This window comes from Amycolatopsis sp. CA-128772 (assembly GCF_002904295.1).
In the GTDB taxonomy this organism is placed as follows: domain Bacteria; phylum Actinomycetota; class Actinomycetes; order Mycobacteriales; family Pseudonocardiaceae; genus Amycolatopsis.
Genome location: NZ_PPHG01000025.1, coordinates 338,831 through 362,404, shown reverse-complemented (window position 1 = coordinate 362,404; position 23,574 = coordinate 338,831). Strand labels below are relative to the sequence as shown.

Below are 23,574 nucleotides of genomic sequence, written 5' to 3'. Positions count from 1 at the left end.
CCATGTACCAGTCGGGCTGGGACCCGGCCGAGACCTGTGCCGGGTTGTACGGGCCGAAGTTCCACACCGGGTTGATCTGGAACAGCCCCGACATCAACGCCAGCACCCCCACCACCAGGGTGAAGAACGCGCCGCCCTTGAGCGCGAAGTACGGCATGATCCGCACCCCGACCACGTTGGACTCCTTGCGCCGCACCCCCGGGAACTGCGTGTGCTTCTGATACCACACCAACGCCAGGTGCACCCCCACCAGCGCCAGCATGATGCCCGGCAGCAACAGGATGTGCAGCGTGTACAACCGCGGGATGATCTGATCCCCCGGGAACTCCCCACCGAACAACGCCCAGTGGATCCACGTCCCCGCCACCGGCACCGACAACACGATCCCCGACAGCGTCGCCCGGATCCCGGTACCCGAAAGCAGGTCATCCGGCAGCGAATAACCGAAGAAGCCTTCGAAGCAGCCCAGGATCAGCAGCAGCCCGCCGATCACCCAGTTCGCCTCACGCGGACGCCGGAACGCGCCGGTGAAGAAGATCCGCAGCATGTGCACGGCCATCGACGCCACGAAGATCAGCGCCGCCCAGTGGTGCAGCTGCCGCATGAACAGCCCGCCACGGACGTCGAAGGAGAGGTCCAGCGTCGTGCGGAACGCCTGCGACATCTCCATGCCCTGCAGGTTCTTGAAGCTGCCGTGGTAGACGACCTCCTGCATGGAGGGGTCGAAGAACAGCGTCAGGTACACCCCCGTCAGCAGCAGGATGATGAAGCTGTAGAGCGCGATCTCGCCCAGCAGGAACGACCAGTGGGTCGGGAACACCTTGTTCATCTGGTGCCGCAGACCCTTGGCCAGCTGGTACCGCTGGTCGGCGTTGTTCGCGGCCTCGCCCAGGCGCCGCGCAGGAGCGCTCGAGCCCTTGGTCGGCGTGGTGAGTGAACTCATCGGCACCCCGCTCCTCCCGGTCGTCCCGCTTTCGACCGTGACACCGGGAGATCGATGCGGCAACCGGGCAGGCCGGTTTGCATCGGGTATGAATCGATACTTCTCGAAGTAACCCGAGTTTGTGGGGGTCCCAATCGAGCTTTGCATCGTGCCCGTTTCGCATGTGTTCCCCGCCGCCGCGCGGCCTCTAGGCTGGCGGGGTGGACGAGCCGACGCCGCCGCGCGTGTTGGTGATCGAGGACGCCGAAGCGATCCGGGTGCCGGTCGAGTCCGCGCTGGCCGACGCGGGTTTTGCGGTGCGCTCGCGGCCCGACGGCGCCGAGCTGGAGGCGGAGCTGGTCCGCACCCGGCCGGACCTGGTGGTGCTCGACGTGCTGCTGCCCGGGCGGGACGGGTTCGAGCTGCTGCGGGTGATCCGGCGGACCTCGGCCGCCGGCGTGGTGATGCTGACGGCGCGTGACGGCGTCGAGGACCGGCTGCGCGGGCTCGGCGAAGGGGCCGACGACTACCTGGTGAAGCCGTTCGTGCTCGCCGAACTGGTCGCGCGGGTGACCGCGGTGCTGCGCCGGACCGGACGCACCCGGCCGGCCGTCGAGGTCGGGGACCTCGTGATCGACGTCGAAGGCGGCCGCGCCCGCTACGGCGACACCGACGTCGAACTGACCTCGACCGAGTGGAAGGTGCTGGTGTACTTCGCCCAGCACCGGGACCGGGTGGTGTCCAAGACCCAGGTCCTCACCGCGGTGTGGGGCTACGGCGACTCCGCGCCGAACCTCGTCGAGGTCAACGTCAGCACCCTGCGCCGCAAGCTCGAAGCGCACGGACCGCGCGTGCTGCACACCGTGCGCGGCCAGGGGTACGTCCTGCGCGGCGAGCCGTGAGCCTGCGGACGGCGTCGCTGCGCCGGCGGGTCACCGTCACCGCGCTGGTGGTGCTGGCGGTCGTGCTGGTCGCCGTCGGCCTGGTGGTGGACGCGGTGTTCCGCGCGCAGGCCGAGCGGGACGTCAACTCGGTGCTCACCACCCGCGTCCAGCTCGCGCAGCAGCTGGCCAAGCAGAACGCGGCCCCGCAGACCCTGGTGCGGCGCGTCGAAACGCGGGGCGTGACGGGCTCGTTGACCCTGCCCGGCGGCGCGTTCTTCGGCACCGCGCCGCTGCCGGCGGACGCCCGGATCCGGCAGGTGCGCGCGACGCTGTCCGGGCCGCCGCGGATCAACGGCGCCAAGCTGGTCCTCACCGCCGACGAGTCCCTGATCGCGGCGGCCGAGCGGAGCCTGCGGTGGGTGCTGCTGGCCACCGGCGTCGCCGCGCTGGCCGTCGCCGCCGCCGCGCTGCTGCTGGCCGTGCGGTTCGCCCTCGCGCCGCTGGACGCCATGACCGCGCTGGCGCGTTCGATCGTGTCCGGGGAGCGTGGCGGCCGGCTCGCGCCCGAACGGACCGGCACCGATCTCGGGCGCGCGGCGGCCGCGTTCGACTCCGCCCTCGACGCGCTCGAAGGCGCGGAGGGCACGGCCCGGGCCTCCGAAGAGCGGACGCGGCGGTTCGTCGCCGACGCGGCCCACGAGCTGCGGACGCCGTTGGCGGGCGTGCAGGCGGCGGCCGAGGCGTTGCTGCAGCAGCCCCCGGACACACCTCACGAGCAGCGCGAACGGCTGCAGCTGCTGGTGGTCCGCGAGTCGCAGCGGGCCGGCAAGCTCGTCGCCGACCTGCTGGACCTGGCCCGGCTCGACGCGGGCGCCGAGCTCGACCGGGCCCCGGTGCCGCTGCGGGAGCTGGCCGCGGCGCAGGCCGAGCAGGTCGGGCTGACCGCGCCGGAGGTCACGGTCGAGGTGCGCGGGCCGGACACGACCGTGCTCGGCGACCGGGCCCGGCTGACCCAGATCCTCGCCAACCTGAGCGGCAACGCCGTCCGCGCGATGGACGGCCGGGGCACCCTCACCCTGGAAGTCACCGGCGACGGCGTGACGGTGACCGATACCGGCCCGGGCGTCCCGGCCGCGGACCGCGAACGGATCTTCGACCGGCTCGTCCGCCTCGACGCCGCCCGCACCCGATCCGGGTCGGGCCTGGGCCTCCCGATCGCCCGCGGGTTCGCCCGGGCCCACGGCGGTGACCTGTGGTGCGAAGCCGCGCCGGGCGGGGGAGCGCGGTTCCGCCTGGCCGGGCTGCCGTCCGTGCCGTGACGCTCAGGCGAACAACCCGTCGAGCCGCCCGCGGTGTCCCGGCAGGACCCGGCCCGCGTCCGTGCCGAGCACGTTCTCCACGAGCGAGGCGTAGACGTCGCGGAAGTCCGTGGTCAGCTTCAGGTCGCCGTTGTCGAGGTCGGTCAGGCTGGGCTCGGCGCCGTGGAAGCCGCCCTTGACCCGGGCGCCGAGGACGAAGACCGGTCCCGCCGTGCCGTGGTCGGTGCCCTGGCTGGCGTTCGCCGTCACGCGCCGGCCGAACTCCGAGTACACCAGCACCGTCGCCTGCTTGCCGCGGTCGGTCTTCGCCAAGCGCTGCGTGAACGGCGACAGGGCACCGTCCAGTTCGGTCAGCAGCCGCTGCTGGGTGCCGCGCTCGTCGGCGTGGGTGTCGAACCCGCCCAGCGACACCGAATACACCCGCGTCGGCACGCCCGCCTCGATCAGCCCGGCGACGACGTCGAGCTGCGCGGCCAGCTCGCCCTGGGCCTTCTGCCCGTCCTTCGCGGGCTTCCCGAGCGTCTGCACGGCCCGGTGCAGGTCGGTCACCGAACGAGCGGCACGGGCCTGCCAGAACCCTTCGCCGGGCTGCGCCGAGCCGAGGCCGGCGAACGCCTTCCCGAGCGCTCCGCCCGGCAGTTTCAGGCCGCCGACCGGCAGGGACGCGGCGGCGGTGCGTTCGCCGGCGAGCAGCGGCGGCAGGACCGGGTCGACCGAGACCGCGCGCAGCGGGTCGTCGCCGGTGGCGTCGAGCCAGCGGCCGAGCCAGCCCGTCGGCACCGACGTCTCCGGTGACGCCGTCTGCCAGATCGCCATCGACCGGAAGTGGCTGTGGTCCGGCTTCGGGTAGCCGACCCCGCGCAGCACGGCGAGCCGGCCGCCGTCCCAGAGGCTTTTGAACCCCTTCAGGCCGGGGTTCAGCCCCAGCCCCTCGCCCAGGTCCAGGACCTCGTCGGGCCGGTACGCGAGTTCCGGGCGCGCGTTCCGGTAGCCGGCATCGCCCGCCGGGACGACGGTGTTGAGCCCGTCGTTGCCGCCGTAGAGGGTGACGACGACCAGCACGCCGGCGTCCGGATCGAGGGGGCGCTCCTGCGCGGCCGACATCAGCCGGCCCCAGTCGACCTGCGTGGCGCCCGCGGCCAGCGCCGCGGCGGCCGTCACGCCGGTCGCGGTGAGGAACCTGCGACGGTTCACCTGCTGCACGATCGTCACCCGCTCACTACGTATTCGGGGGCACAAGCGGCCACTGTGGACAGTTCACGGGCGTTCCCGGCCAGCCCGGCCAGCGCGTTGCGGGTGCGGTCCGACCAGGCGTCGACGCCGAGCAGGTCGCCGATCGCGGCGACCTTGTCCCGCGCCTTCGCCACCACGCCGAGATCCGCGTGCGCGGCGACCAGCTGGGCGGCGTGCAGCCGCGCCACCCCGGCCGACGTCGTCAGCCACGCCCCGCCCGCGGCCCAGCCCCCGACGCTCGGCGGCTGGAACGGCACCTGGCCCATCCCGCGCAACGCCGCCGGCAGCTGGTCCCGGGCCTTCTCGTCGAGCTTCCCCGGCCGGACACCGAGCGCGCGCAGCAGCCCGGCCAGCCATTCGACCGGCTGCTTCACCAGGGACGTCTCGCTGTCGTGGAACGCGGCTTCGCCGGTGATCGCGCGCACCAGGGCGCCGATGTCGCGGCGGCTGCCGTAGGCGGCCACGAGCCGGTTGAGCGTGTCCGGCGGCGGCGGGGTCGTGGACACCAGCCGGGACCAGAGCCGCCCGGTGACGAACGCGGCCGAATCGGGGCGGCCGAGCACGAGGTCCACAAAGGACCCGGCGTCGAAGTCGGCGCTGGCGCCCAGAATCCGCTTCACGCCGTTGTCGTGCCGCTTGGCGACCAGCTGCGCGCCGGTGGCGTCGCGCTTGGCGGTCCAGCCGGTGAGCGCGCGGGCGGCCTCGCGGACGTCGTCCTCGGTGTAGTGCCCGATGCCGAGGGTGAACAACTCCATGAATTCGCGCGAGAGGTTTTCGTTCGGCTTGCCGGCTTTGTTGCTGTTGCCGTCGAGCCACAGCAGCATCGCGGGGTCGACGACCATCGCGCGGGCCAGGTCGGTGAAGCTGCCGAGGGCGTGCTCGCGCTGGGTCCGGTTCTGCGCGAGCATCAGCCGCGGGCTGCGCACCTTCTGCTCGCCGGTGGCGAAGTGGCCGTGCCAGAACCAGGTCAGCCGTTCCACGGACGCGAGGTCGGCGGCCACCATCCGGTCCAGCCACCACCCGACGGCCTGCGTCACCTGCGCCTGCGTCGTCCGGCGAGCCCGCTGCTTCGCGGCCGGATCCCGGCCGGGCGCGTCCGGCGGCGGCCCGGGATCGGGCATCGGCGTCGCGGCCGCCCCGGCATCCGGCCCGCCACCCAGCAGCCGGTCCCGGGTCTCGGCGAACCCGCGGTCCAGCTCACCGGCCCGCGGCCCGAAGCCGAGCCGGTCGTGCAGCCGCCGCACGGCGGCCCGTTCGGAGAGCACCACCATGAGGTCGATGGTCCAGCCCGGACCACACCGGCGGCGAGGGTGTCCCGGGTTTCTTAAGCCGATCCACAGGCAGCGTCGGCAGTCCGGTTCGCACAGACTGGCTCCGGTGCCGCCCGGCTCGGCTTGTCCGTCGCGGACCGGCCATTCCGCCGACGCGCCAGAACGGCGATTCTCCGCTTTCCCGGGACCATGTCCACTTGCCCCTTCGGCTTCGCCGCCGGGATCGCCCTCGTCCCGACTCCGCGGCGATCGCCGCGCAACCCATGGACGTCCAGGCCGCGCTCGGCGAACGGCTCACGCACGGCCTCGGTGACCACACCGCGGGCGCCTGCTACGACCACGCACACCTGGTCGTGACGAGCACCGATGCCGAGCCGCGGCCCTTCCGCCGGTCCGAGCCGGCTGCGGTGACCGATCGGCTGTACCGGTCCGACCGCATTCCCGGCACGGTCTGGCGGATCGACCCCCGGGAGGGGCAGGTCCGGGCTCACCGCCGGGCACTGCGGGGTCGCGACGAACGACTGGTGGGCCGATTCCGGTGAGGACCAGCACATCGCGAGCACCCAGCGGGCCGGCTTCCCGGGCACGGACTACTCCTACGCCGCCTACGACCCGGGAGCCGAGGGGCCCAGCGCGGTAACCACCGGCCAGGAGCTCACCGGCGCCGGGGACGTTGCAGGCGTACGGTCTCAGCCTTCCGTGACCGCCCTGCCGGAGAGCATTCCGTCCGGTCATCAGGATTCGGCATGCGCCGCCGGTTCCGGGTCCACTTCGGCGAGGGTCCACCCGCCGCGACGGCGCAGGACCAGGACGTAGTACGCCACCGCCAGGAGGATCATCGCCGCCGTCACCAGCAGGCTCGGCCGGCCGATCTCCGGGTCCAGCATGTTCTGGTACACCACGTACACCAGGGCGATCAGGGCCAGCATCGGGGCGACCGGGAACCACGGCATCCGGTAGCGCGCGTGCGCCGTCGTGCCCGTCCGGCGGCCGGTGATGGCGCCCAGGCACAGCGCCGCGTACACCACGACGATCGACGTGCTCGTCACCACCAGCAGGAGCTTGGGGTTCGCGAAACAGAGCGCGGCCGCCACGACGCCGGTGCCGATCGTGGGGATCCAGGGCGTGCCGAACCTCGGGTGCACCGCCACCAAAGCCTGGTTGACCGCGCGCGGCCAGGCGGCGTCGCGGCCGGTGCTGAACGCCATGCGTGCGCTGATCAGGACGATCGCCAGCACCGCGTTCACCACCGCCACGGCCACCGCGACGCTGAGGACCTTGTCCAAGGTGCCCCCGCCGCGGGCCTCGATGAAGTACGACAGCATGTTCTCCGAGCCGAACAGCGCGTTCAGGTCGGGCGCGCCGAGCAGGACGGCCGTGATCGGGAGCAGCTCCGCCAGCACCGTGATGCCGAGCGACATCAGCACCACGCGGGCGATGCCGCGTGCGGCGTCCTTCGTCTCCTCGCCGAAGTACACCGCCGAGCCGTAGCCGTTGTACGCGAAGATCGCCACCGACGTCGCGACCGCGATGGCGCCCGCCGTCGCCGGGCCGCCGCCGGCCGCGACCGGGTGGGTCAGCAGGTCGGTGAAGGGCCGGGCGGGCCGGGACAGGCCGAGCGCGGCGACCACGGCCAGTGCGAGGATCTCGACGCCGAGGAACACGCCCGTCACCCAGGCGTTCAGCTTGATGTCGAAGATCCCCACCACCCCGGCGAGCACGCAGGTCACCGCCGCGGCGACCGTGCCGTTCAGGCCGGGGAACACCACGCCGAGGTAGGTGCCGACGCCGAGGGCGATCACCGCGACGATCAGCGTCTGCGTGACGAGCATCAGGACGAGGACGACGAACCCGGGGAGCCGGCCCAGAGTGCGCGCGGTGATCGCGTAGTCGCCGCCGGAGAGCGGGAACGCCGACGCGAGCTCGGCGTAGACGAACGCCATGAAGACGCCGACCACGGCGGCCCCGAGGAAGCTGAGGAACGCGCCGGTCCCGGCGCCCGCGAGCACCCCCGGCCCGATGATGAACACGCTCGAGGCGGGGCTGATCGCGGAGAGCGTGATGAGCAGCGTGCCTACCGTGCGTAGTCCACGACGCAGAGCTGGAGCGGCCATCGGGAAACCTCCCGGCGCTAGTTCTTTGATAGTTCGTCAATAAACTGATGAGCAGCGATCAAAGGCGCTTTTACCGGGCAAGTCAAGCGATGCGTCCGTCACGGTTGGGTCTCGCCGGTTGCGTTCTTTGATGATCGCTTCAAAGATGGGGCGCATGGGACGCCCCAGCAAAGCCGTCGAGCGCAAGGCCGAGCTCCTCGCCGTGGCACGACGCACCGTGGTCGAACGCGGGTTGCTCAACCTGCGGATCCGGGACGTCGCCGACGGCGCCGGGGTCACGCCGGGCTCGGTGCTCTACTACTTCCCGAGCCTCGCCGAGCTGCTGCAGGAGGTGCAGCGCGACGCGGTGGAGCGGTTCTGCACCGCCCGCGAGCGCGCGGCCGCCGGCGGCACGGCACCGGGCCGGCGCCTGGTCGCGATGATCCGCAGCGGCCTCCCGGCCGGTCCCGGCGACGAGCTGTGCGTGCTGCTCTACGAGCTGGGGACCATCGCGCGCCGCGATCCCGCCTACGCGGCGCGGCACATCGCGTTGTTCGAGCGGCAGGTGGGCAGCTACGCGGCCATCCTCGAAGCCGGCGCCGCGACCGGCGAGTTCACCCTCACCGACGACGCGACGACCATCGCGCGCAACCTCGTCGCCCTGGAAGACGGCTACGGCCTGCACATCACGCACGCCGTTCCGACGTTGACCCGCACGGCCGCCGAAGAGCTGATGCTGGCGTTCGCGCGCACGGCCACCGGATCGGCGTTGGCGGAGCAGTCGTGACGCGGGCGCGCGACCTGGGCATCGCGCCGCCCGGCCGGCCCGGGCCGCTCGACGCGATCACCGACGTCCCCGGGGTCGAAGTCGGCTACACGACGCTGGTCGAGGGGGAGTCGGTGCGCACCGGCGTCACCGCGGTGCTGCCGCGGGGCCGGGCGGGATTCGCGACGCCGTGCGCGGCCGGGACCTTTTCCCTCAACGGCAACGGCGAGATGACCGGCAGCGCGTGGCTCGCCGAGACCGGCGCGCTGACACTGCCCGTGCTGATCACCAACACCCACGCGGTCGGGCCGTGCCACCGCGGGGTGATCGACTGGGTGGTGCGCGAACGGCCGGACGTGGCCGCCGAGTGGCTGCTGCCGGTGGTCGCCGAGACGTGGGACGGGTACCTCAACGACATCAACGCCCCGACCGTCCACACCGGACACGCGGTGGCGGCGATCGACGCGGCCCGCGGTGGCCCGGTCGCCGAGGGTGGCGTCGGCGGCGGCACGGGGATGACCTGCTACGGCTTCAAAGGCGGCACGGGCACCGCGTCCCGGGTCGTCGGCTACGGCGCCGACGACTACACCGTCGGCGCGCTCGTCCAGGCCAACTTCGGAGCGCGCGCCGAGCTGACCGTCGCCGGCCGGCCCCAGGGCACACTGCTGGCCGCCGACAACCCGATGGACGAAACGGACTGGCTCGCCCCCGCCGGCGCGGGCTCGGTGATCGTGCTGATCGGCACCGACGCGCCCCTCCTGCCGGGCCAGTGCGCGGCCCTCGCCCGGCGCGTCCCCCTCGGCCTGTCCCGCACCGGAACCAGCGGCTCACACTTCTCGGGCGACCTGTTCCTGGCCTTCAGCACCGCCAACCCGGGCGCGCTGACGAGCGCGTTCCCCCGCCCGGGCGACGCGGCGGAGTACGAGTCGCTGCGGTTCGTGCCGTGGGGCCGGATCGACCCGTTCCTGGAGGCGGTCACCCAGGTCGTGGAAGAGGCGGTGCTCAACGCCCTCGTCGCGGGGGTGGAGACGACCGGCCACCGCGGCCGCCGGGTGCCGGCCTTCCCGGCGCACCGCTGGCTCCACTGAGGACACCCGGCCGGCCGGCGTAGCGGGGTCGGGAGCCGCCCGTTCGCCACCGGCCTTGTTTTCGGGGAATGCCGGCTGACGACCGGACCCGATGCCGCTCCGATGAATTGCGATATCGCCGTCACCGGCAATTTCAGGCACTTCCGCGCGCGGGTCAATTGACGCTCGCCGAGCTCCTGTGCCACCGTGGCTGGGCGTTGACGTCGGAAGACGGCACCGTCCGAGTGGGGGTTTCCGCATGTCCATGGCCGCGGCGACGGCTCCTTCGATCAATGCCCACCAATTGCTGGTGTTCCTGCTCCAGATCGGCGTGCTGCTCGGCTGCGCGGTACTGCTCGGCCGGATCGCCGCGTGGTTCGGGCTGCCCGCCCTCGTCGGCGAGCTCACCGCCGGCGTACTGCTGGGGCCGTCGGTGTTCGGCAGCCTGCTGCCGGCGGTTTCGGCCTGGCTGCTGCCCCCCGATCCGGGGCAGGCGGAGCTGACCGGCGCGGTGGCGCAGGTGGGGGTGCTGCTGCTCGTGGCGATCACGGGCGCGCACATCGACCTCGAGCTCGTCCGGCGGCGTCGCCGGGCCGTCGGACTGGTCAGCCTCGGCAGCATCGTGCTGCCGCTCGGGCTCGGCCTGTCGATGGGGTTCCTGCTGCCGGACGCGCTCATGGCGCCCGGCGTCGGACGGCCCGTGTTCGCCCTCTTCGTCGGGGTCGCGATCGCGGTCAGCGCGCTGCCGGTGATCGCCAAGACGTTGCTGGACATGCGGTTGCTGCACCGCGACGTCGGCCAGATGATCATCGGCGCGGCGGCGGTCAGCGACGTCGTCGGGTGGCTCCTGCTGTCGGTGGTGTCGGCGGCGGTGGTCCACGCCGGCCTCGACGCCGGCTCGCTCCTGCTGTCCGTCGGCGTCCTGCTCGCCGTGGTCACCGCGACCCTGCTGGCGATGCTCGCCCTCGGACGGCGGGTGGAAAAGGCCGAGTCCCGCCTCGGCGTGACCGTCGTCGTCGCGCTGGTCGCCCTGGCCGCGGCCGGTACTCATGCGCTGGGCATGGAGCCGATCCTCGGCGCGTTCCTGTGCGGGCTGCTCATCAGCTCCGCCGGTACCGCCGCGCGCCGGGTGCTGGATTCGCTGCGGCCGTTCGTCGTCTCGGTGCTGGCGCCGTTGTACTTCGTCACGGCGGGGATGCGGGTCGACCTCGCGGCGCTGGCTCACCTGCCGGTGCTGATCGCGGCCGTCACGACGATCCTGGTCGGGACGCTCGCCAAGTTCGCCGGCGGCTACGCGGGCGCCCGCCTGTGCCGGTTCGGCCGCACCGAATCCCTGGCCATCGGCGCGGGCCTCAACGCGCGCGGGGTCGTGGAGATCGTCGTCGCGAGCGTGGGCTTGCAGCTCGGGGTGCTGACCAACGCGACATACACCATCGTGGTGCTGCTGGCCGTGGTGACGTCCGTGGTGGCGCCGGCAACGCTGCGGGTGGCCATGCGGCGGACCACGGTGACGACCGCCGAACGGGACCGGGAACGCGGCTTCATCGGCCATTCCGGGTGAGCCGGCGCGTCGTTTCCGCCGTCGGATACGAGCCGACAAGGCCGCGTCGTCGCTCGCCATTGCGCCGGCAAGCCAAGGCGCTCCGGCGAGCTGCCCTCCACCGGCTCGACCGTTCGGTCGTGGTGAACCTCAGCGACCTCACGGAGTTCGGAGGGCCGATCGTCGTCGGGGCCGAGCCGCGGTCAGGTGCGGGGCGGGGCGTCCAACGGCGCCGGGGTGTCGGTCCGGCGGTACCGGCGTCCGAGGAGGGCGGTGCTCAACAAGCCCACCACCAGCCACGCCGTGCCGGCGACGACGCCGGTCACCCCGGTGCCGATCACGAACAGCGAGCACAACACCAGGGCGACCGCCGGTGTCACCGGGTACAGCGGGGTCCGGAACGCCGCTTCGGCGCCGCGGCGGCGGGCGGCGAACAACGCCAGTACCGCGCCGACCGAGGTGATCATGTACAGGAAGCCCGTGGCCGCCACCGCGAACTCCAGGTCGGCGAACACCGTGAGGCAGATCTGGCTGGCTCCGGCGAGCAGGATGGCCACCCAGGGGACTCCGCGCGCGTTGCGGCGCGCCACCACCCGGGGCATGCGGTCGTCCCTGGCCAGGACGAACGCCGCCCGCGAGATGACGATCACGAACGCGTTCACCGTCGCCGTCAGGGCCACCACGATGATGACGTTGACCGCGGTGATGCCGGCGGGGCCCAGGAGCACCGCCGCGGCGTCGGCCACCGGGGTCGCCGTACCGCGGAGCTGCTCGGACGGCAGGACGCCGTTGATCACCACCAGCAGGCCCAGATACAGCACGAAGACGATGGCCAGGCTGGCGAAGATGGCCCGCGGGATGGTGCGCTGCGGCCGGTCGATCTCCTCGGCCGCCACGACCACGGCGTCCCACCCCAGCAGGGCGATGAACCCGACGACGGCCGCGGCGAGGATGCCGTACCAGCCGTGCGTGACGAACGGCGTGAAGTGGCGCGCCTGCACGTTGCTGCCGCCGATGACGATGAACACGCTGAGGAAGAGCACCTCCACCAGCATGATCAGGAACTGCACGCGGCCGGACAGCTTCAGCCCGAAGAGGTTCAGCACCACGATCACCGCGGTCAGCACGACGGCACCCGCGGTCGCCGGGATCGCCGGGACGAGCAGGTGCAGGTGCTCGCCGAAGCCGGTGCCGACGAACGCGGCGCCGGACGTCCACGCGCCGACGTTGGCCCAGCCGACGACCGTCGCCACCCAGCCCGGCAGGTGCCGTTTCGCGTAGGCGTACTGGCCGCCGGACTCTCCGTGCAGGGAACTGAGCTCCGCGAAGCACATCGCGAGGCTGAGTGACGACAGGAAAGCCAGCACGAACGCCACGATCACGGCGGGGCCGGCGAGCGCGCTCGCCGTGCCGCTCAGGACGAAGATGCCGGCGCCGACGACACCTCCGACCCCGATCGCGGTGGCTTCGCGCATGCCGATCTTGCGCCGTTCGGCGACGGCAGCGCCCATTTCCCCCAGCCCCCTCGGCGATTCACGGAAGCGAGTCTCATCGTGCCCCCGGGTCAGGCGAAGATATCACACCGGATCGCAGGATATGCGAGACCAGATGGACCCGGTTGGGGGAGTGGAACTGATTCAACAGCGTCGAAACGTGGCGTTTCACGCCGTGGATCGATATTCCGAGCCGGTGGGCGATCTCCTTGTTGCTGGCGCCCGTCACAAGCATGTTGAGGACTTCGGTTTCCCGTGCGCTGAGGTGCTCCAGGCGCGGCGGCGGGACGACGCCGTGGCCGCGCGCGCGGTCGAGCAGGTACGCCGCGATCGGCTCGGGGATCACCAGCCGCCCGTGCAGCACCTGCGCCAGCGCGTCCCGCACCGACCCGGCCGTGAGGTCGCGCTGGAGCAGGTACCCGTTGGCGCGCCTGCTGGTCGCGACTTCGAGCGAGCCCGGTTGCGCCGCCGAGGCGATGACGATCACCGGCCGCAGCCGGTCCAGCGACACCCCGGCCTGTTCCGCGTTCATCAGGGTCGCGGTGGAGATCAGCGTGACGTCGGTTTCGACGTCGCCCGCGCCGACCTCGGCCACGGCCACGGCGCGGACGCCCGGGATCGCGTCGGTGATGGCGAGCAGGCCGCGCCGGATCACCTCCTGCTCTTCGACGATGAGCACCCTGGTCCCGGTGGGCAACGGCGGCGCCGGCCCACGATCCGTGACAACCCCCACTTGTCCTCTCCCCACGCGCTCCCGGTCCGCCGTTCCGGCCGGTGAAGTTTCACGGCCGGCTGCCCCAGCGCGGCTCGCTCGCGCGAGCGTGCCCGTTCCCGGCAGTCGAAGCCGGCCGCGGTTTCCCGGTCACCGGCCCCCGCTCGCACGCCGGCTCGACCACGGTGGCCCGCGCGTGCTCGAAGACGACACTCGTGTAGACGTCGGCGATCTCCGGGCGCTGGGTCAGGTGATCGAGGACGAAGCCGTAGAGGTCGCCGGTGTCGCCGACCGCGATGTGGATGACGAAGTCGTGGTCGCCGGAGGTGACGAACACCCCCAGCACCTCGGGCAGTTCCATGATCCACGCCCGGAACTGGTCGATCACGCGGCGCGAAGGCGGGCGGATCTTGACGAACACGAGCGCCTGGACGCCGCGGCCGATGGTCCGCAGGTCCACCGCGGCGTGGAAGCCGGTGAGCACGCCGCGGTCGAGCAGCGCGCGCACGCGCTGCAGGGAGGTCGACGGCACGACGTGCGTCGCCTTCGCCAGTTCGCGGTTGGTCTGCCGGGCGTTGCGCTGTAGTTCCCGCAGCAACGCGAGATCCAGTTGGTCGTACACTTTCCGATCCCCCCTGTACAGCTTCGACGCCGGCACCACCCGTTGCCCCGTCCCCAGCGGCCACGCGCACACCGGACGTTTCGCGATCGGCTCGCCGGGACGGCTCCCGCCGAACGAATGACGTGAGTTGGTTGGCGCGCATGGACTCTCCTGCTTCCCCATGAAACCATAGGTCGCAGCCGGGCAGCGAGCGTTTGCGTCGTCGCAGAACGCTTTGGCACAGCGATCTTTTGCCGGACCGCGGACGGGAGCCGGCGTGCCGCCGCCCGCCCAGCGTGGGGTGCTGCGGGCGGATTCCGTTTCAGGAAACGGGAAACAGGCATGGAGGGGGGTGGACTGACATGACCGTCGAGCGCATCGAGGAAGAGGGCCTCGTCAAGGAGTGGCACGCCAACCAGATCTGATCCGCCAAGACCCGGCCCGGTGCGCGGTTCGCGTCGTGCACCGGGTCGGCGGGGCCGGAAAGCGTATCCAGGAACGGGGACGTCGAAAGGAATCAGCGTGCGAAACCCGCGAGTCAAACCCTTCCTCCGGGTCTACCGTCGAGAGGGGGAGCCGCACCTGTTCCTCGGCCTCGGCCCGGACAAGATTCGCGTTACGGACCCCACCGACGAAATCGTCGAGTTCGTGGTGGGTCTCGACGGCAGCGCCACCAGCGCGCAGCTGGCGGCCCGCTACCCCGAATCGGACAAGTGGCTGGCCGCGCTGGACGCGGCGGGCGCGCTGGAGGACGCGGCGGCGGAACCCGGCCTGGCGCCGGAGATCGCCGAACGGTGGAGCCGGCAGATCAACTACCTCCGGCTCTTCGACCGCGAAGACTGGACCGGCTTCGAGGGCCAGCAGCGGCTGGCCGACGCCCGGGTCGTGGTGGTCGGTGCCGGGGCGGGCGGGACGACGCTGGTGCGGCTGCTCGCCGCGGCCGGGATCGGCAAGCTCGAATCCGTCGATTTCGACACCTTCGCCCTCGACAACCTCCCGACGCACGCCACGCTCGACGAAGAGGACGTCGGCGTGCGCAAGGTCGAGGTGCTGCGCCGCCGCCTCGCGCGGCAGAACTCCCGGCTCGAGTTCACCCCGCACCAGCGCACGGTCGCCTCGGCGGACGACCTCGCCGAGCTGGTCGACGGCGCGGACTTCTTCATCCACGCCTTCGACCGCCCGCGCGAGCACGCCGCCCGCTGGTCCAGCGAGGCCAGCATGGCCACCGGCGTTCCGCTGACGTCGATCGGCGCCACCGACCGCGGTGCCCGCGTGGGGCCCACGATGATCCCGGGGCGCACCCCGTGCTGGGATTGCGTCGGGATCCACGGCCTGGACATCCTGCGGGCCGAAGAGACCGCCTGCCTGACCGGTGCGACGGTGGCCATGCTCGCGGGCATCGCGGTCAACGAGGTGATCGGCGAAATCTCCGGCGCGAAGGCGGCGGCCACGGCCGGACGCAGTCTCTACGTCGACACAGGACGGCTGACGTTCACCTTCGACGACTACACCAGCAGGCCCGGTTGCGCGTGCGCCACCTATGGCCGCTGAGGACTTCGGCCGGCGCGGGCCGGCCCGGATCTGGCTGCCGACGGCGCTCGGCTCGTCCATGCTGGTCCTGGAGATCCCGGTCGCTGCGGCCGCCGTCGCCCGTGGAGACGGAGGCGCGGCGGGACTGGCCGCGTTCGGTGTCTCACTGGCCGTGCTGGTCGTGGTCAACTCACCCGCGCTGGCCCTCACCCCGCTGGTCGTGAGCGACGCCGGGAACCAGCCGAACCGCCGCACCTTCGGCTACGTGCTCGCCGTCGGCTTCCTCACCGCGTTGGTCCTGGCGCTGCTGGCCGCCGTGCCCGCGCTGTTCGCGCTGGTGCGGGCGGCGACGAACCTGCCGGCCGAGATCGGCGCGCAGGTGCGCGGCTGCCTGCTCGCCCTCGCGCCCGCGTCGGTCGCGGTGGCCGTGCGGCGGTACCTCCACGGCCGGCTGATCGCGGCCCGGCGCACGGCGGGGATCTCGGTCGGCACCTCGGGCCGCCTGGTGCTGTCCGGCTGCGCCTCCTGGGCGCTCGTCCTGGTGCTGCCGGGCGCCGGCGCGGCCGTCGGCGGCATCGCGCTGACCCTGGGTGCCGCCACCGAAACGGCGATCCTCGGCGTCGCCGTCGCCCGGCTGCGGCAGCCGGCGGTCGCGCCGGTGGCCGGCGTCGGCACGCTGGTGCGCCGGCACGCGGCGCTGACGAGCACGCGCGCGCTCAACATGGCCCCGCAGCTGATCACGACGATGGCGGTGGCGCGCTCGGCGCTGGCCGAGCCGTCGTTGATCGTCTGGCCGGGGCTCTACGGCCTGCTCGCGTTGTTCACCGCGCCGACCAGTGATCTGGAATCGGTGGTCGCCGGCCACTTGCGCCGCGGCGGGCGCCCGCGCGACGCGAACCGGCTGACCCTGGTGCTGGCCCTCGGTTTCGCGGCACTGTACGCCGTGGTGGTGCTCAGCCCGCTCGGCCGGGCCTACCTCGGCGGCCTGCTCGGCACCCCGGCGGACGCGACCACGCTGGGCCTGCACTGGGCGCCGCTGGCGATCGCGGTCCCGGTGCTGTGGGTGCTGCGCACCGGATCACGGGGCTTCATCATCGCGCAGGGACGGTCCGCCGGGCTGCTCTCCGGCGTCGCCGCGCACGCCGTGGCGCTCGCCGGGGTGGCCGCGGTGCTCGCCGGTGGGCCCCTGCCCGGGGTCGCCAACGCCTGTCTCGCGCTGGTCGCCGGGTTGCTCGCGGAGTCGGTCGCGAACGCGGTGGTTCTCCGCCGGGCCGCCGACCCGCGGCGGATGGCCGGGGTGCTGTCGTGAAGGTGGCCCTGGTGCAGCGAGCCGCCCGCGGGCGGATGGTTCCGGACAACATCGTGCTCGCCCGGCGGTACGCCCGGCAGGCGGCCGAGCGCGGTGCCGAGATCGTCGTGTTCCCGGAGATGTGGAACCTCGGCTACCGGCTCCCGGACGCCCGTGAGGCCGCTTCCCCGGCGTTCCGCGACTGGGCCGCGGCGGCGCAGGACCGGTACCTGGCGGACACCGCGCGCACCGCCGCGGAAACCGGGCTCGCGATCGTGGCGACCTACCTGGAGGTCGCCGCGGACGGCCTGCGCAACGCCGCCGCGCTCGTCGGCTCCTCCGGCGAGGTCGTCCTGCGGTACGCGAAGGTCCACCTCGCCGCGTTCGCGGGCGAGTCGGTTCTCTCGGCGGGGGACGGGTTTCCGGTCGCCGACCTCGCGCTGCCCGGCGGGCGCACGGTCCGCGTCGGCCTGCTGGTGTGCTACGACCGCGTCTTCCCGGACGCGGCCGGCACCCTCGCCCTGGCCGGCGCCGAGCTGGTTCTGGTGCCCAACGCCGGTCCGCTGTGCGAAAACCGGCTGTGGCAGGTGAGAACCCGGGCGTTCGAAAACAAACTGGCCGTGGCCGTGGCCAACTACCCGGGCCACGGCCGCTCGATCGTCTGCGACGGTATCGCGTTCGACGAGCGCGGCACATCCCGTGACCACACCGTGCTGCTGGCGGACGGGACACCGCAGACACCGGTGGCGGAGATCCCGCTCGCCGCCCTGCGCGCCTACCGCGCGGCCCAGCCGTGGGGCCCACCGTCCTCAGCGGACGCCCGGGTTCGCTGAGGCGGGCAGGGAAATCCCGGCGTCGATCTTCACCTTCTTCATCGTCAGGTGCGAGGTCAGGTTCGCGATCCCCGGCAGCGCCGAGAGCACTTCGGTGAAGAACCGTTCGTACGCGGCGATGTCGGCCACCGCGACCCGCAGCAGGTAGTCGGGTTCGCCGAAGAGCCGGTGCGCCTCCAGCACTTCCGGCCGGGCGGCGAGCTCGCGCTCGAAGTCCGCGATCGTGGCGTGATCCTGCCGGCGCATCAGGACGTCCACGAACACCTCGAAGCTGCACCCGAGCGCGTCGTGGTCAAGCCGGGCGTGGTAACCGCGGATGGTCCCGTTGCGTTCGAGCTGGCGCACCCGCCGCAGGCAGGGTGACTGGGTGAGCCCGACCTTTTCGGCCAGCTCCGCATTGGACAGACGCGCATTGCCCTGCAACTCGGCGAGGATCGCCAGATCGATCCGGTCCATGACGCAACATTCTGCCGTGCGCCGCGCCGGATTCGCAAGGCTGTCGCGTTCTCCGCGCGGTCTTCTCGGGTATTCTCGACAACACCGGGAACACTCGGGGACGGCCGCTGGGGGACCCGTCAGCACATTTCCGGCGCTGTCCGATTCGGCGCTCCTTTCTCACGACGGAGGTGCAGTACAGCCATGTCCACCACCATTGACGACCTCGTGGCCCGCATCCGCTCCCACCGGTGCTACCGCCACCCGATCTTCGACCACTGGGCCGCGCAGCCGCCGAAGCCGGCGGCGGTCGGCGCGCTGTTCCACCAGATTCGCAACTTCTGCGACGCGACCCGCCCCGGCGGAAAGTTCCCGGAAGCGCTGGCGATGCACAAATTGTCGGCGGAAAGCGCGCTGCTGCAGGAGATCGTGGAAAGCGAAGAAAACCACGCGCCGGAACTGGCCACGATGGCCGGGCACATCGTGAACCGCGCGGCGGGGCGCGAGGTGTTCGAAGACCTCTACGACCAGGAAGAGGTCGAAGCCGGGCTGAAGAAGTTCTCCGACGAGCTGCTGGCCGCCCTGCCGGGCTACGACCCGCGGACCGGGCTGCTGGCCCAGACCCGCCGGGCACGAGCCGCCTTCGACGGCCGGCAGCAGGTCGACCGCGAGTCGACGATCCGCAATCTGGGCACCGCGCTGGCCCTGGAGATGATCTCCAACCGCCAGCTCATCCCGGGCGAGAAGGTCGCGCTGGTCGACGCGGGCACCTACGGCGCCGACCTGGCGGACGCCGAAATGCACTACCTGCTCGAGCACTGGGGCGAGATCGGTGCCGAGCAGCAGCACGAGAAGAACGCGATCGCCGCCGTCGGTTCGGTGCTGAACACCGAAACGGAAGCGCTGATCGTCGAAGGCGTCGACGTCTTCCTCGACTCGCTGGCCGCGCTGTGGGACGTGCTCGACGCGGCCCTGCTCGCCTCCGGCCGGCCGGCCGAGGAGCTCATCACCGCCTGACCGCCGGCCCCACGAGGAGCCGGGCGCGCAGGCCGGGACCCGGCGCACACGATGCCCCGGGTCCCGGCCGCACTGGAGGACACATGGACAACTTCCGGCGCTACTCGCCGTTCCCGCCGGTTCCCCTGCCGGACCGCGGCTGGCCCGGGCGCGTGCTCGACCGCGCCCCGCGCTGGCTGTCGACCGATCTGCGCGACGGCAACCAGGCCCTGATCGACCCGATGGGCCCCGACCGCAAGCTGCGGATGTTCGACCTGCTCGTGCACATGGGCTACCGGGAGATCGAGGTCGGGTTCCCCGCGGCCAGCCAGGCCGACTTCGACTTCGTCCGCATGCTGGTCGAATCGGACCGGATTCCCGCTGACGTCCGGATTTCCGTGCTCACCCAGGCGCGCGAAGACCTCATCGAACGCACCGTGCGCGCCCTGCGCGGGGCACGCGCGGCCACCGTGCACCTCTACAACGCGACCGCGCCGCTGTTCCGGGACGTCGTGTTCGGCCTCGACCGCGCGGGCTGCCAGGCGCTCGCCACGCGGGGCACCGAGCACGTGATCCGGTGCAGCGAAAGGTTTCTTCGCGGCTGCGACGTCGGCTACGAGTACTCGCCGGAGGTCTTCGTCGACACCGAACTGGAGTTCGCGGCGCAGGTGTGCGAAGCGGTGATGGACGTCTGGCAGCCGGGCCCGGGCCGCGAGATCATTCTCAACCTGCCGGCCACGGTGGAACGCGCCACCCCGAACGTCTACGCCGACCAGATCGAGTGGATGAGCCGGAACCTCGGCCGCCGGGAGCACCTCTGCCTGTCGGTGCACCCGCACAACGACCGGGGTACCGCGGTCGCGGCCGCCGAGCTGGCCCTGCTGGCGGGCGCGGACCGGGTCGAGGGCTGCCTGTTCGGCAACGGCGAGCGCACCGGCAACGTCTGCCTGGTCACGCTCGGGCTGAACCTCTTCGGCCAGGGGATCGACCCCGGTATCGACTTCTCCGACATCGACGCCGTCCGCCGGGTCGCCGAACACTGCACCGGCCTCGCCGTGCCGGAGCGGCACCCGTACGCGGGCGACCTGGTCTACACGTCCTTCTCCGGGTCCCACCAGGACGCGATCAAGAAGGGCTTCGGCCGCCTCGAGCGCGCGGCGGCCGAAGCGGCCGGCCCGGTGCCGTGGTCGATGCCCTACCTGCCGATCGACCCCCGGGACGTCGGGCGGACCTACGAGGCCGTGGTCCGGGTGAACTCCCAGTCCGGCAAGGGCGGCGTCGCGTTCGTCATGAAGACCGAGCACCGGCTCGACCTGCCGCGGCGGCTGCAGATCGAATTTTCCCGCGTCGTGCAACGGCACACCGACGCGGGCGGGGAAATCTCGCCGAAGCGGCTGTGGGAAATCTTCGCCGCCGAGTACCTGCCGGCGCCGGGCGACCGGCTGCGGCTGCGCGGGCACGCCCTGACCACCGAGGAGGACAAGAGCGTCATGGCCGCCGAAGTCCTCGTCGGCGGCGAACCCCGGGACCTGCAGGGCGTCGGCAACGGCCCGATCGCGGCGTTCACGGCCGCGCTCGGCGTCGCCGGGATCGGGGTCCAGGTGCTCGGGTACGTCGAGCACGCGATCGCCACCGGCAGCGACGCCGAGGCCGCGGCCTACGTCGAATGCCGCGTCGGCGACCGGACGCTCTGGGGCGCCGGGATCGACGGCAACACGCTCAGCGCATCCCTGCAAGCCATCGCGAGCGCGGTCAACCGCGCGTACCGCCTCGCCGGAGGAGCCGCATGACCCGCCCGCTGCACACCGTCGCGCTCGTCAAGCAGGTGCCCCGGGCCGAAGAACTGGTCCTCGGCCGGAATGGGCGGCTCGCGCGCACCGGCGTCGAGCTGGAGCTCAACCCCTACTGCCGCCGCGCGGTGGCCAAGGCCGTCCAGCTCGCCCGGGACTCCGGCGGCATCTGCACGGTCGTCACGCTCGGGCCGCCCGCGGCCGAAGACTGCCTCCGCGAGGCGATCGCCTGCGGTGCCGGTCGCGGCGTCCTGGTCACCGATCCGGCGTTCGCGGGCAGCGACACCCTGGCCACCGCCCGCGCGCTGACCGCCGCGCTGCGCCGGCTCGGCCCGTTCGACCTGGTGCTCTGCGGGCGCAACTCGGTGGACGCCGAGACCGGGCAGACCCCGGCGCAGGTCGCGGAGCTGCTCGGGCTGCCGGTGGCGGCGAGCGTCCGGCGGCTCGCCGTCGAGGCCGGCCGGGTGCGCGCCCGCTGCGAGAACGACGACGGCTGGGTGGAGCTCGAGCTGCCGTTGCCCGCGCTGGTCAGCTGCGCCGAGCGGCTCATCGCGCCGGCCAAGGCGAGCCGGGACGCCCGGGCCGCGGTCCCGGCGGAGCGGATCGCCCGCGTCGGCGCCGCCGGACTGGGCCCGGGGCCCTGGGGTCAGGACGGCAGCCGGACCGTCGTCGGGCGGACCCGCACGATGGCGGGTACCCGGCTGCGGCTGCGCTTCCCCGGCGACCTCGGCACCCAGGTCGAGCGGGCCGTGGCGACGCTGACCGGGCTCGGGGCGTTCGACCGCGCGGCCGGGACGTCCGCGCCGCCGGTGCCCGACCGCGTCGCGGCCACCACCGCGGGCGCGGTCGCCGTGCTCACCGAACCGGGCCGCGGGCGGCACGCCCGCGCGATGCTCGGCGCGGCCGCTCGGATCGCCGCCGCCGCAAGCCGCCCGGTCACCGCTCTGGCCACCGGCGCGTTGTCCCCCGCGATCGCCGGGTCGTGGGGCGCGGACACCGTGGTCGCGGTCAACGGCGCAACCGTGGCGGAAGACGTCGCCGCCGGCATCGCGGCCTGGTGCGCCGAACACCGGCCCTGGGCGCTGCTGGCCCCGTCGACGCTGTGGGGCCGCGAGGTCGCCGCGCGGGTGGCGGCCCGGCTCGGGCTCGGCCTGGCCGGGGACGCGGTCGACGTCGAAACCGGCCCGGGCGGGGAGCTCGTGTGCTGGAAACCGGCGTTCAGCGGCAGCACGCTGGCCGCGGTGACGTGCGCCCCGCCGACCCGGGTGGTCACCCTGCGCGGCGGTGCGTTGCCGCTGCTGCACCCGCGGGTCGCCGTCGCCGCCCAGGGCCCGCACCTGCCCGTGCCGCCGGGCCGGCGGGTGCGGGTGGTGGCGCGCGAGCGCGACGACGACGTCGACGTGCTCGCCGTGGCCTCGGCCGTGGTCGGCGTCGGGGCCGGCGTACCGCCCGCGGACTACCCGTTGCTCGGCCCGCTGCTGGAGGTGCTGGGCGCGGACCTGGCCGCAACCCGCAAGGTGACCGACCGCGGCTGGCTGCCCCGCGCGCGGCAGGTCGGCGTGACCGGCCGGAGCGTGGCGCCGCGGCTCTACGTCGCCATCGGCACCAGTGGCAAGTTCAACCACCTCTGCGGCACCCGGGGCGCGGGCTTCGTGCTCGGGATCAACACCGACCCGGCGGCGCCGCTGTTCGACGCCGCCGACGTCGGGATCGTCGGGGACTGGCGCGAGGTCGTGCCCCGGCTCACCACCGCCCTGACCCGTTCGACACTCCCGGAGCCGATCCGATGACCGAGCTGCCCGACGCCCGCCCCGCCGCGATCCCCGGTGTCGTGGACGGGTTCCTGACCGTGTGCCCGCGCAGCGGGCAGGAGGTCTCGTTTCACATCGTGCTCGGGCCGGGCCCGCATCCGGCGCGGATCGAATTCCTCCTCAACCCCGAGCACGCCGCCGCGATCCGGGAGGTGCTCGGTGACGGCGCGCCGCCGGCCCCCGCCCTGCCCGGCGCGCAGTCGCGCTCGGTGCCGTGCCGGATCGGCATCCACATCATCCGCTGACCAGCTCCGCCACGTCGACGGCGAGTGCGCCGACGACGTCGCGGACCTGGTCGCGGACGAAGAAGTGGCCGCCGGGGAAGGCCCGCAGCCCGAGGTAACGCCGGGTGTGGTGGCGCCACGCGGCCAGGTGCCGGTGCGGGGTGATGAGGTCGGTCGTGCCACCCATGACCCGCAGCGGCACCCGCACCGGCGGTTCGCCGCCGCGGTAGACGTAGGAGCGGCAAAGCCGGAAGTCCGCGCGCAGCACGGGAAGCTGGAACGCGAGGACTTCCTCGTCGGCCAGCACCTCGGGCGGCATCCCGCCGAAGCGGCGCAGCACGTCCAGGAACCGCTCGTCCGGCCCGGCCGGGTCCGGCAGCCGGTCCACCGCGATGCCCTGCACGAGGCAGGACGCGGCCACGAACAGCGCCGGCTCGGGCAGGCCGCGGCGTTCGATCGCGCGCAGCATGCGGTAGGCGATGAGGCCGCCCATGCTGTGTCCGAAGAGGACATACGGGGGACGCAGCTCGGCCGCCAGCGCCTCGGCGATCCCGTCGCCCGCGGTGTCGAAGTCGGCGAACGCGCTGCGCGGGTGCCGGGCGTGGCGGCCGGGCAGCCGGATCGCCCGCAGCTCGAGCTCCGGCGGCAGGAAAGCGGTCCAGGGGCGGAACATCTCGGCGGAACCGCCCGCGCAGGGCAGGCAGTACAGCCGCACCGGAGCGGCCGGCCGGGGAGCGAAGGTCGCGTACCACGGGTGTGCAGCCAA

22 protein-coding genes are annotated in these 23,574 nt (G+C 72.9%); 13 read left to right on the top strand and 9 right to left on the bottom strand.

Going from position 1 to position 23,574, the window contains the following annotated elements:
* A partial coding sequence (locus tag C2L59_RS11675; RefSeq protein WP_146060319.1) for a cytochrome b occupies positions 1–943 on the bottom strand: 943 nt, incomplete at its 3' end.
* A 200-nt stretch (positions 944–1,143) separates the two neighbouring features.
* On the opposite strand from C2L59_RS11675, the gene C2L59_RS11670 reads away from it, so the two are divergent.
* Positions 1,144–1,824: a response regulator transcription factor gene (locus tag C2L59_RS11670; RefSeq protein ID WP_103349543.1), complete on the top strand. Its 681-nt coding sequence runs from the start codon at positions 1,144–1,146 to the stop codon at positions 1,822–1,824.
* The gene (locus C2L59_RS11665) at positions 1,821–3,125 is read left to right on the top strand and encodes a cell wall metabolism sensor histidine kinase WalK (protein ID WP_103349542.1); all 1,305 of its coding nucleotides are present in this window, start codon (positions 1,821–1,823) and stop codon (positions 3,123–3,125) included. Before C2L59_RS11670 ends, C2L59_RS11665 begins: the two co-directional genes overlap by 4 nt.
* Positions 3,126–3,128: 3 nt before the next feature.
* Here the strand turns inward: C2L59_RS11665 and C2L59_RS11660 are convergent, their stop codons facing one another.
* Positions 3,129–4,337 (bottom strand): DUF1501 domain-containing protein, encoded by a 1,209-nt coding sequence (locus tag C2L59_RS11660; protein WP_103349541.1) that lies wholly within the window; start codon positions 4,335–4,337, stop codon positions 3,129–3,131.
* Positions 4,334–5,629, bottom strand: coding sequence for a DUF1800 family protein (locus C2L59_RS11655; RefSeq protein ID WP_103349540.1), 1,296 nt, complete (start codon positions 5,627–5,629; stop codon positions 4,334–4,336). Before C2L59_RS11655 ends, C2L59_RS11660 begins: the two co-directional genes overlap by 4 nt.
* A 263-nt stretch (positions 5,630–5,892) precedes the next feature.
* On the opposite strand from C2L59_RS11655, the gene C2L59_RS47885 reads away from it, so the two are divergent.
* Positions 5,893–6,171: a hypothetical protein gene (locus tag C2L59_RS47885; RefSeq protein ID WP_199199018.1), complete on the top strand. Its 279-nt coding sequence runs from the start codon at positions 5,893–5,895 to the stop codon at positions 6,169–6,171.
* Positions 6,172–6,363: 192 nt separating this feature from the next.
* On the opposite strand, the gene C2L59_RS11645 is transcribed toward C2L59_RS47885, so the two are convergent.
* Positions 6,364–7,743, bottom strand: a complete 1,380-nt coding sequence (locus C2L59_RS11645) for an APC family permease (RefSeq protein WP_103349539.1) — start codon at positions 7,741–7,743, stop codon at positions 6,364–6,366.
* Positions 7,744–7,897: 154 nt separating this feature from the next.
* Here C2L59_RS11645 and C2L59_RS11640 point away from each other — a divergent pair, with 154 nt between their 5' ends.
* From C2L59_RS11640 to C2L59_RS11630, 3 genes are all read left to right on the top strand, one after another.
* The gene (locus C2L59_RS11640; RefSeq protein WP_103349538.1) at positions 7,898–8,509 is read left to right on the top strand and encodes a TetR/AcrR family transcriptional regulator; all 612 of its coding nucleotides are present in this window, start codon (positions 7,898–7,900) and stop codon (positions 8,507–8,509) included.
* A complete protein-coding gene (locus C2L59_RS11635; protein WP_103349537.1) occupies positions 8,506–9,576 on the top strand; it encodes a P1 family peptidase in 1,071 nt (356 codons plus the stop codon). Before C2L59_RS11640 ends, C2L59_RS11635 begins: the two co-directional genes overlap by 4 nt.
* Before the next feature lie 238 nt (positions 9,577–9,814).
* The gene (locus C2L59_RS11630) at positions 9,815–11,116 is read left to right on the top strand and encodes a cation:proton antiporter (protein WP_233223419.1); all 1,302 of its coding nucleotides are present in this window, start codon (positions 9,815–9,817) and stop codon (positions 11,114–11,116) included.
* Positions 11,117–11,298: 182 nt separating this feature from the next.
* On the opposite strand, the gene C2L59_RS11625 is transcribed toward C2L59_RS11630, so the two are convergent.
* From C2L59_RS11625 to C2L59_RS48825, 3 genes are all read right to left on the bottom strand, one after another.
* Positions 11,299–12,606, bottom strand: coding sequence for an APC family permease (locus C2L59_RS11625; protein ID WP_103349536.1), 1,308 nt, complete (start codon positions 12,604–12,606; stop codon positions 11,299–11,301).
* A gap of 37 nt (positions 12,607–12,643) precedes the next feature.
* Positions 12,644–13,267: a LuxR C-terminal-related transcriptional regulator gene (locus tag C2L59_RS11620; RefSeq protein ID WP_103349535.1), complete on the bottom strand. Its 624-nt coding sequence runs from the start codon at positions 13,265–13,267 to the stop codon at positions 12,644–12,646.
* Between the two features lie 103 nt (positions 13,268–13,370).
* Complete coding sequence (locus tag C2L59_RS48825) at positions 13,371–13,922, bottom strand: Lrp/AsnC family transcriptional regulator (RefSeq protein ID WP_370444728.1); 552 nt, start codon at positions 13,920–13,922, stop codon at positions 13,371–13,373.
* 501 nt (positions 13,923–14,423) lie between these two features.
* Here C2L59_RS48825 and C2L59_RS11610 point away from each other — a divergent pair.
* From C2L59_RS11610 to C2L59_RS11600, 3 genes are read left to right on the top strand one after another with little or no spacing between them, the layout of a single operon-like run.
* Positions 14,424–15,452, top strand: a complete 1,029-nt coding sequence (locus C2L59_RS11610; protein WP_158263043.1) for a ThiF family adenylyltransferase — start codon at positions 14,424–14,426, stop codon at positions 15,450–15,452.
* Positions 15,442–16,740: a hypothetical protein gene (locus C2L59_RS11605; protein WP_103349532.1), complete on the top strand. Its 1,299-nt coding sequence runs from the start codon at positions 15,442–15,444 to the stop codon at positions 16,738–16,740. Before C2L59_RS11610 ends, C2L59_RS11605 begins: the two co-directional genes overlap by 11 nt.
* A complete protein-coding gene (locus C2L59_RS11600; protein ID WP_103349531.1) occupies positions 16,737–17,552 on the top strand; it encodes a carbon-nitrogen hydrolase family protein in 816 nt (271 codons plus the stop codon). The genes C2L59_RS11605 and C2L59_RS11600 overlap by 4 nt, the downstream gene beginning before the upstream one ends.
* Here the strand turns inward: C2L59_RS11600 and C2L59_RS11595 are convergent.
* A complete protein-coding gene (locus tag C2L59_RS11595) occupies positions 17,529–18,008 on the bottom strand; it encodes an Lrp/AsnC family transcriptional regulator (protein WP_103349530.1) in 480 nt (159 codons plus the stop codon). The genes C2L59_RS11600 and C2L59_RS11595 overlap by 24 nt on opposite strands.
* Positions 18,009–18,191: 183 nt before the next feature.
* Between C2L59_RS11595 and C2L59_RS11590 the strand changes: the two genes are divergently transcribed.
* The 4 genes from C2L59_RS11590 (at position 18,192) to C2L59_RS11575 (ending at position 22,829) form a co-directional block, all read left to right on the top strand.
* Positions 18,192–19,004: a hypothetical protein gene (locus C2L59_RS11590; RefSeq protein ID WP_103349529.1), complete on the top strand. Its 813-nt coding sequence runs from the start codon at positions 18,192–18,194 to the stop codon at positions 19,002–19,004.
* Between the two features lie 83 nt (positions 19,005–19,087).
* Positions 19,088–20,773 (top strand): 2-isopropylmalate synthase, encoded by a 1,686-nt coding sequence (gene leuA / locus C2L59_RS11585; protein ID WP_103349528.1) that lies wholly within the window; start codon positions 19,088–19,090, stop codon positions 20,771–20,773.
* A complete protein-coding gene (locus tag C2L59_RS11580; RefSeq protein ID WP_158263042.1) occupies positions 20,770–22,563 on the top strand; it encodes an FAD-binding protein in 1,794 nt (597 codons plus the stop codon). The genes leuA and C2L59_RS11580 overlap by 4 nt, the downstream gene beginning before the upstream one ends.
* Positions 22,560–22,829, top strand: a complete 270-nt coding sequence (locus C2L59_RS11575) for a hypothetical protein (protein ID WP_103349526.1) — start codon at positions 22,560–22,562, stop codon at positions 22,827–22,829. Before C2L59_RS11580 ends, C2L59_RS11575 begins: the two co-directional genes overlap by 4 nt.
* Here C2L59_RS11575 and C2L59_RS11570 read toward each other — a convergent pair.
* A complete protein-coding gene (locus tag C2L59_RS11570; RefSeq protein ID WP_146060318.1) occupies positions 22,819–23,574 on the bottom strand; it encodes a thioesterase II family protein in 756 nt (251 codons plus the stop codon). The genes C2L59_RS11575 and C2L59_RS11570 overlap by 11 nt on opposite strands.

Bases quoted from the DNA above. Each gene is read 5' to 3' on its own strand.
- C2L59_RS11655 (WP_103349540.1), bottom strand. From the start codon at position 5,629: ATGGTGGTGCTCTCCGAACGGGCCGCCGTGCGGCGGCTGCACGACCGG.
- C2L59_RS47885 (WP_199199018.1), top strand. From the start codon at position 5,893: ATGGACGTCCAGGCCGCGCTCGGCGAACGGCTCACGCACGGCCTCGGT.
- C2L59_RS11645 (WP_103349539.1), bottom strand. From the start codon at position 7,743: ATGGCCGCTCCAGCTCTGCGTCGTGGACTACGCACGGTAGGCACGCTG.
- C2L59_RS11640 (WP_103349538.1), top strand. From the start codon at position 7,898: ATGGGACGCCCCAGCAAAGCCGTCGAGCGCAAGGCCGAGCTCCTCGCC.
- C2L59_RS11630 (WP_233223419.1), top strand. From the start codon at position 9,815: ATGTCCATGGCCGCGGCGACGGCTCCTTCGATCAATGCCCACCAATTG.
- C2L59_RS11625 (WP_103349536.1), bottom strand. From the start codon at position 12,606: ATGGGCGCTGCCGTCGCCGAACGGCGCAAGATCGGCATGCGCGAAGCC.
- C2L59_RS11605 (WP_103349532.1), top strand. From the start codon at position 15,442: ATGGCCGCTGAGGACTTCGGCCGGCGCGGGCCGGCCCGGATCTGGCTG.
- C2L59_RS11595 (WP_103349530.1), bottom strand. From the start codon at position 18,008: ATGGACCGGATCGATCTGGCGATCCTCGCCGAGTTGCAGGGCAATGCG.
- C2L59_RS11590 (WP_103349529.1), top strand. From the start codon at position 18,192: ATGTCCACCACCATTGACGACCTCGTGGCCCGCATCCGCTCCCACCGG.
- leuA (WP_103349528.1), top strand. From the start codon at position 19,088: ATGGACAACTTCCGGCGCTACTCGCCGTTCCCGCCGGTTCCCCTGCCG.
- C2L59_RS11580 (WP_158263042.1), top strand. From the start codon at position 20,770: ATGACCCGCCCGCTGCACACCGTCGCGCTCGTCAAGCAGGTGCCCCGG.
- C2L59_RS11575 (WP_103349526.1), top strand. From the start codon at position 22,560: ATGACCGAGCTGCCCGACGCCCGCCCCGCCGCGATCCCCGGTGTCGTG.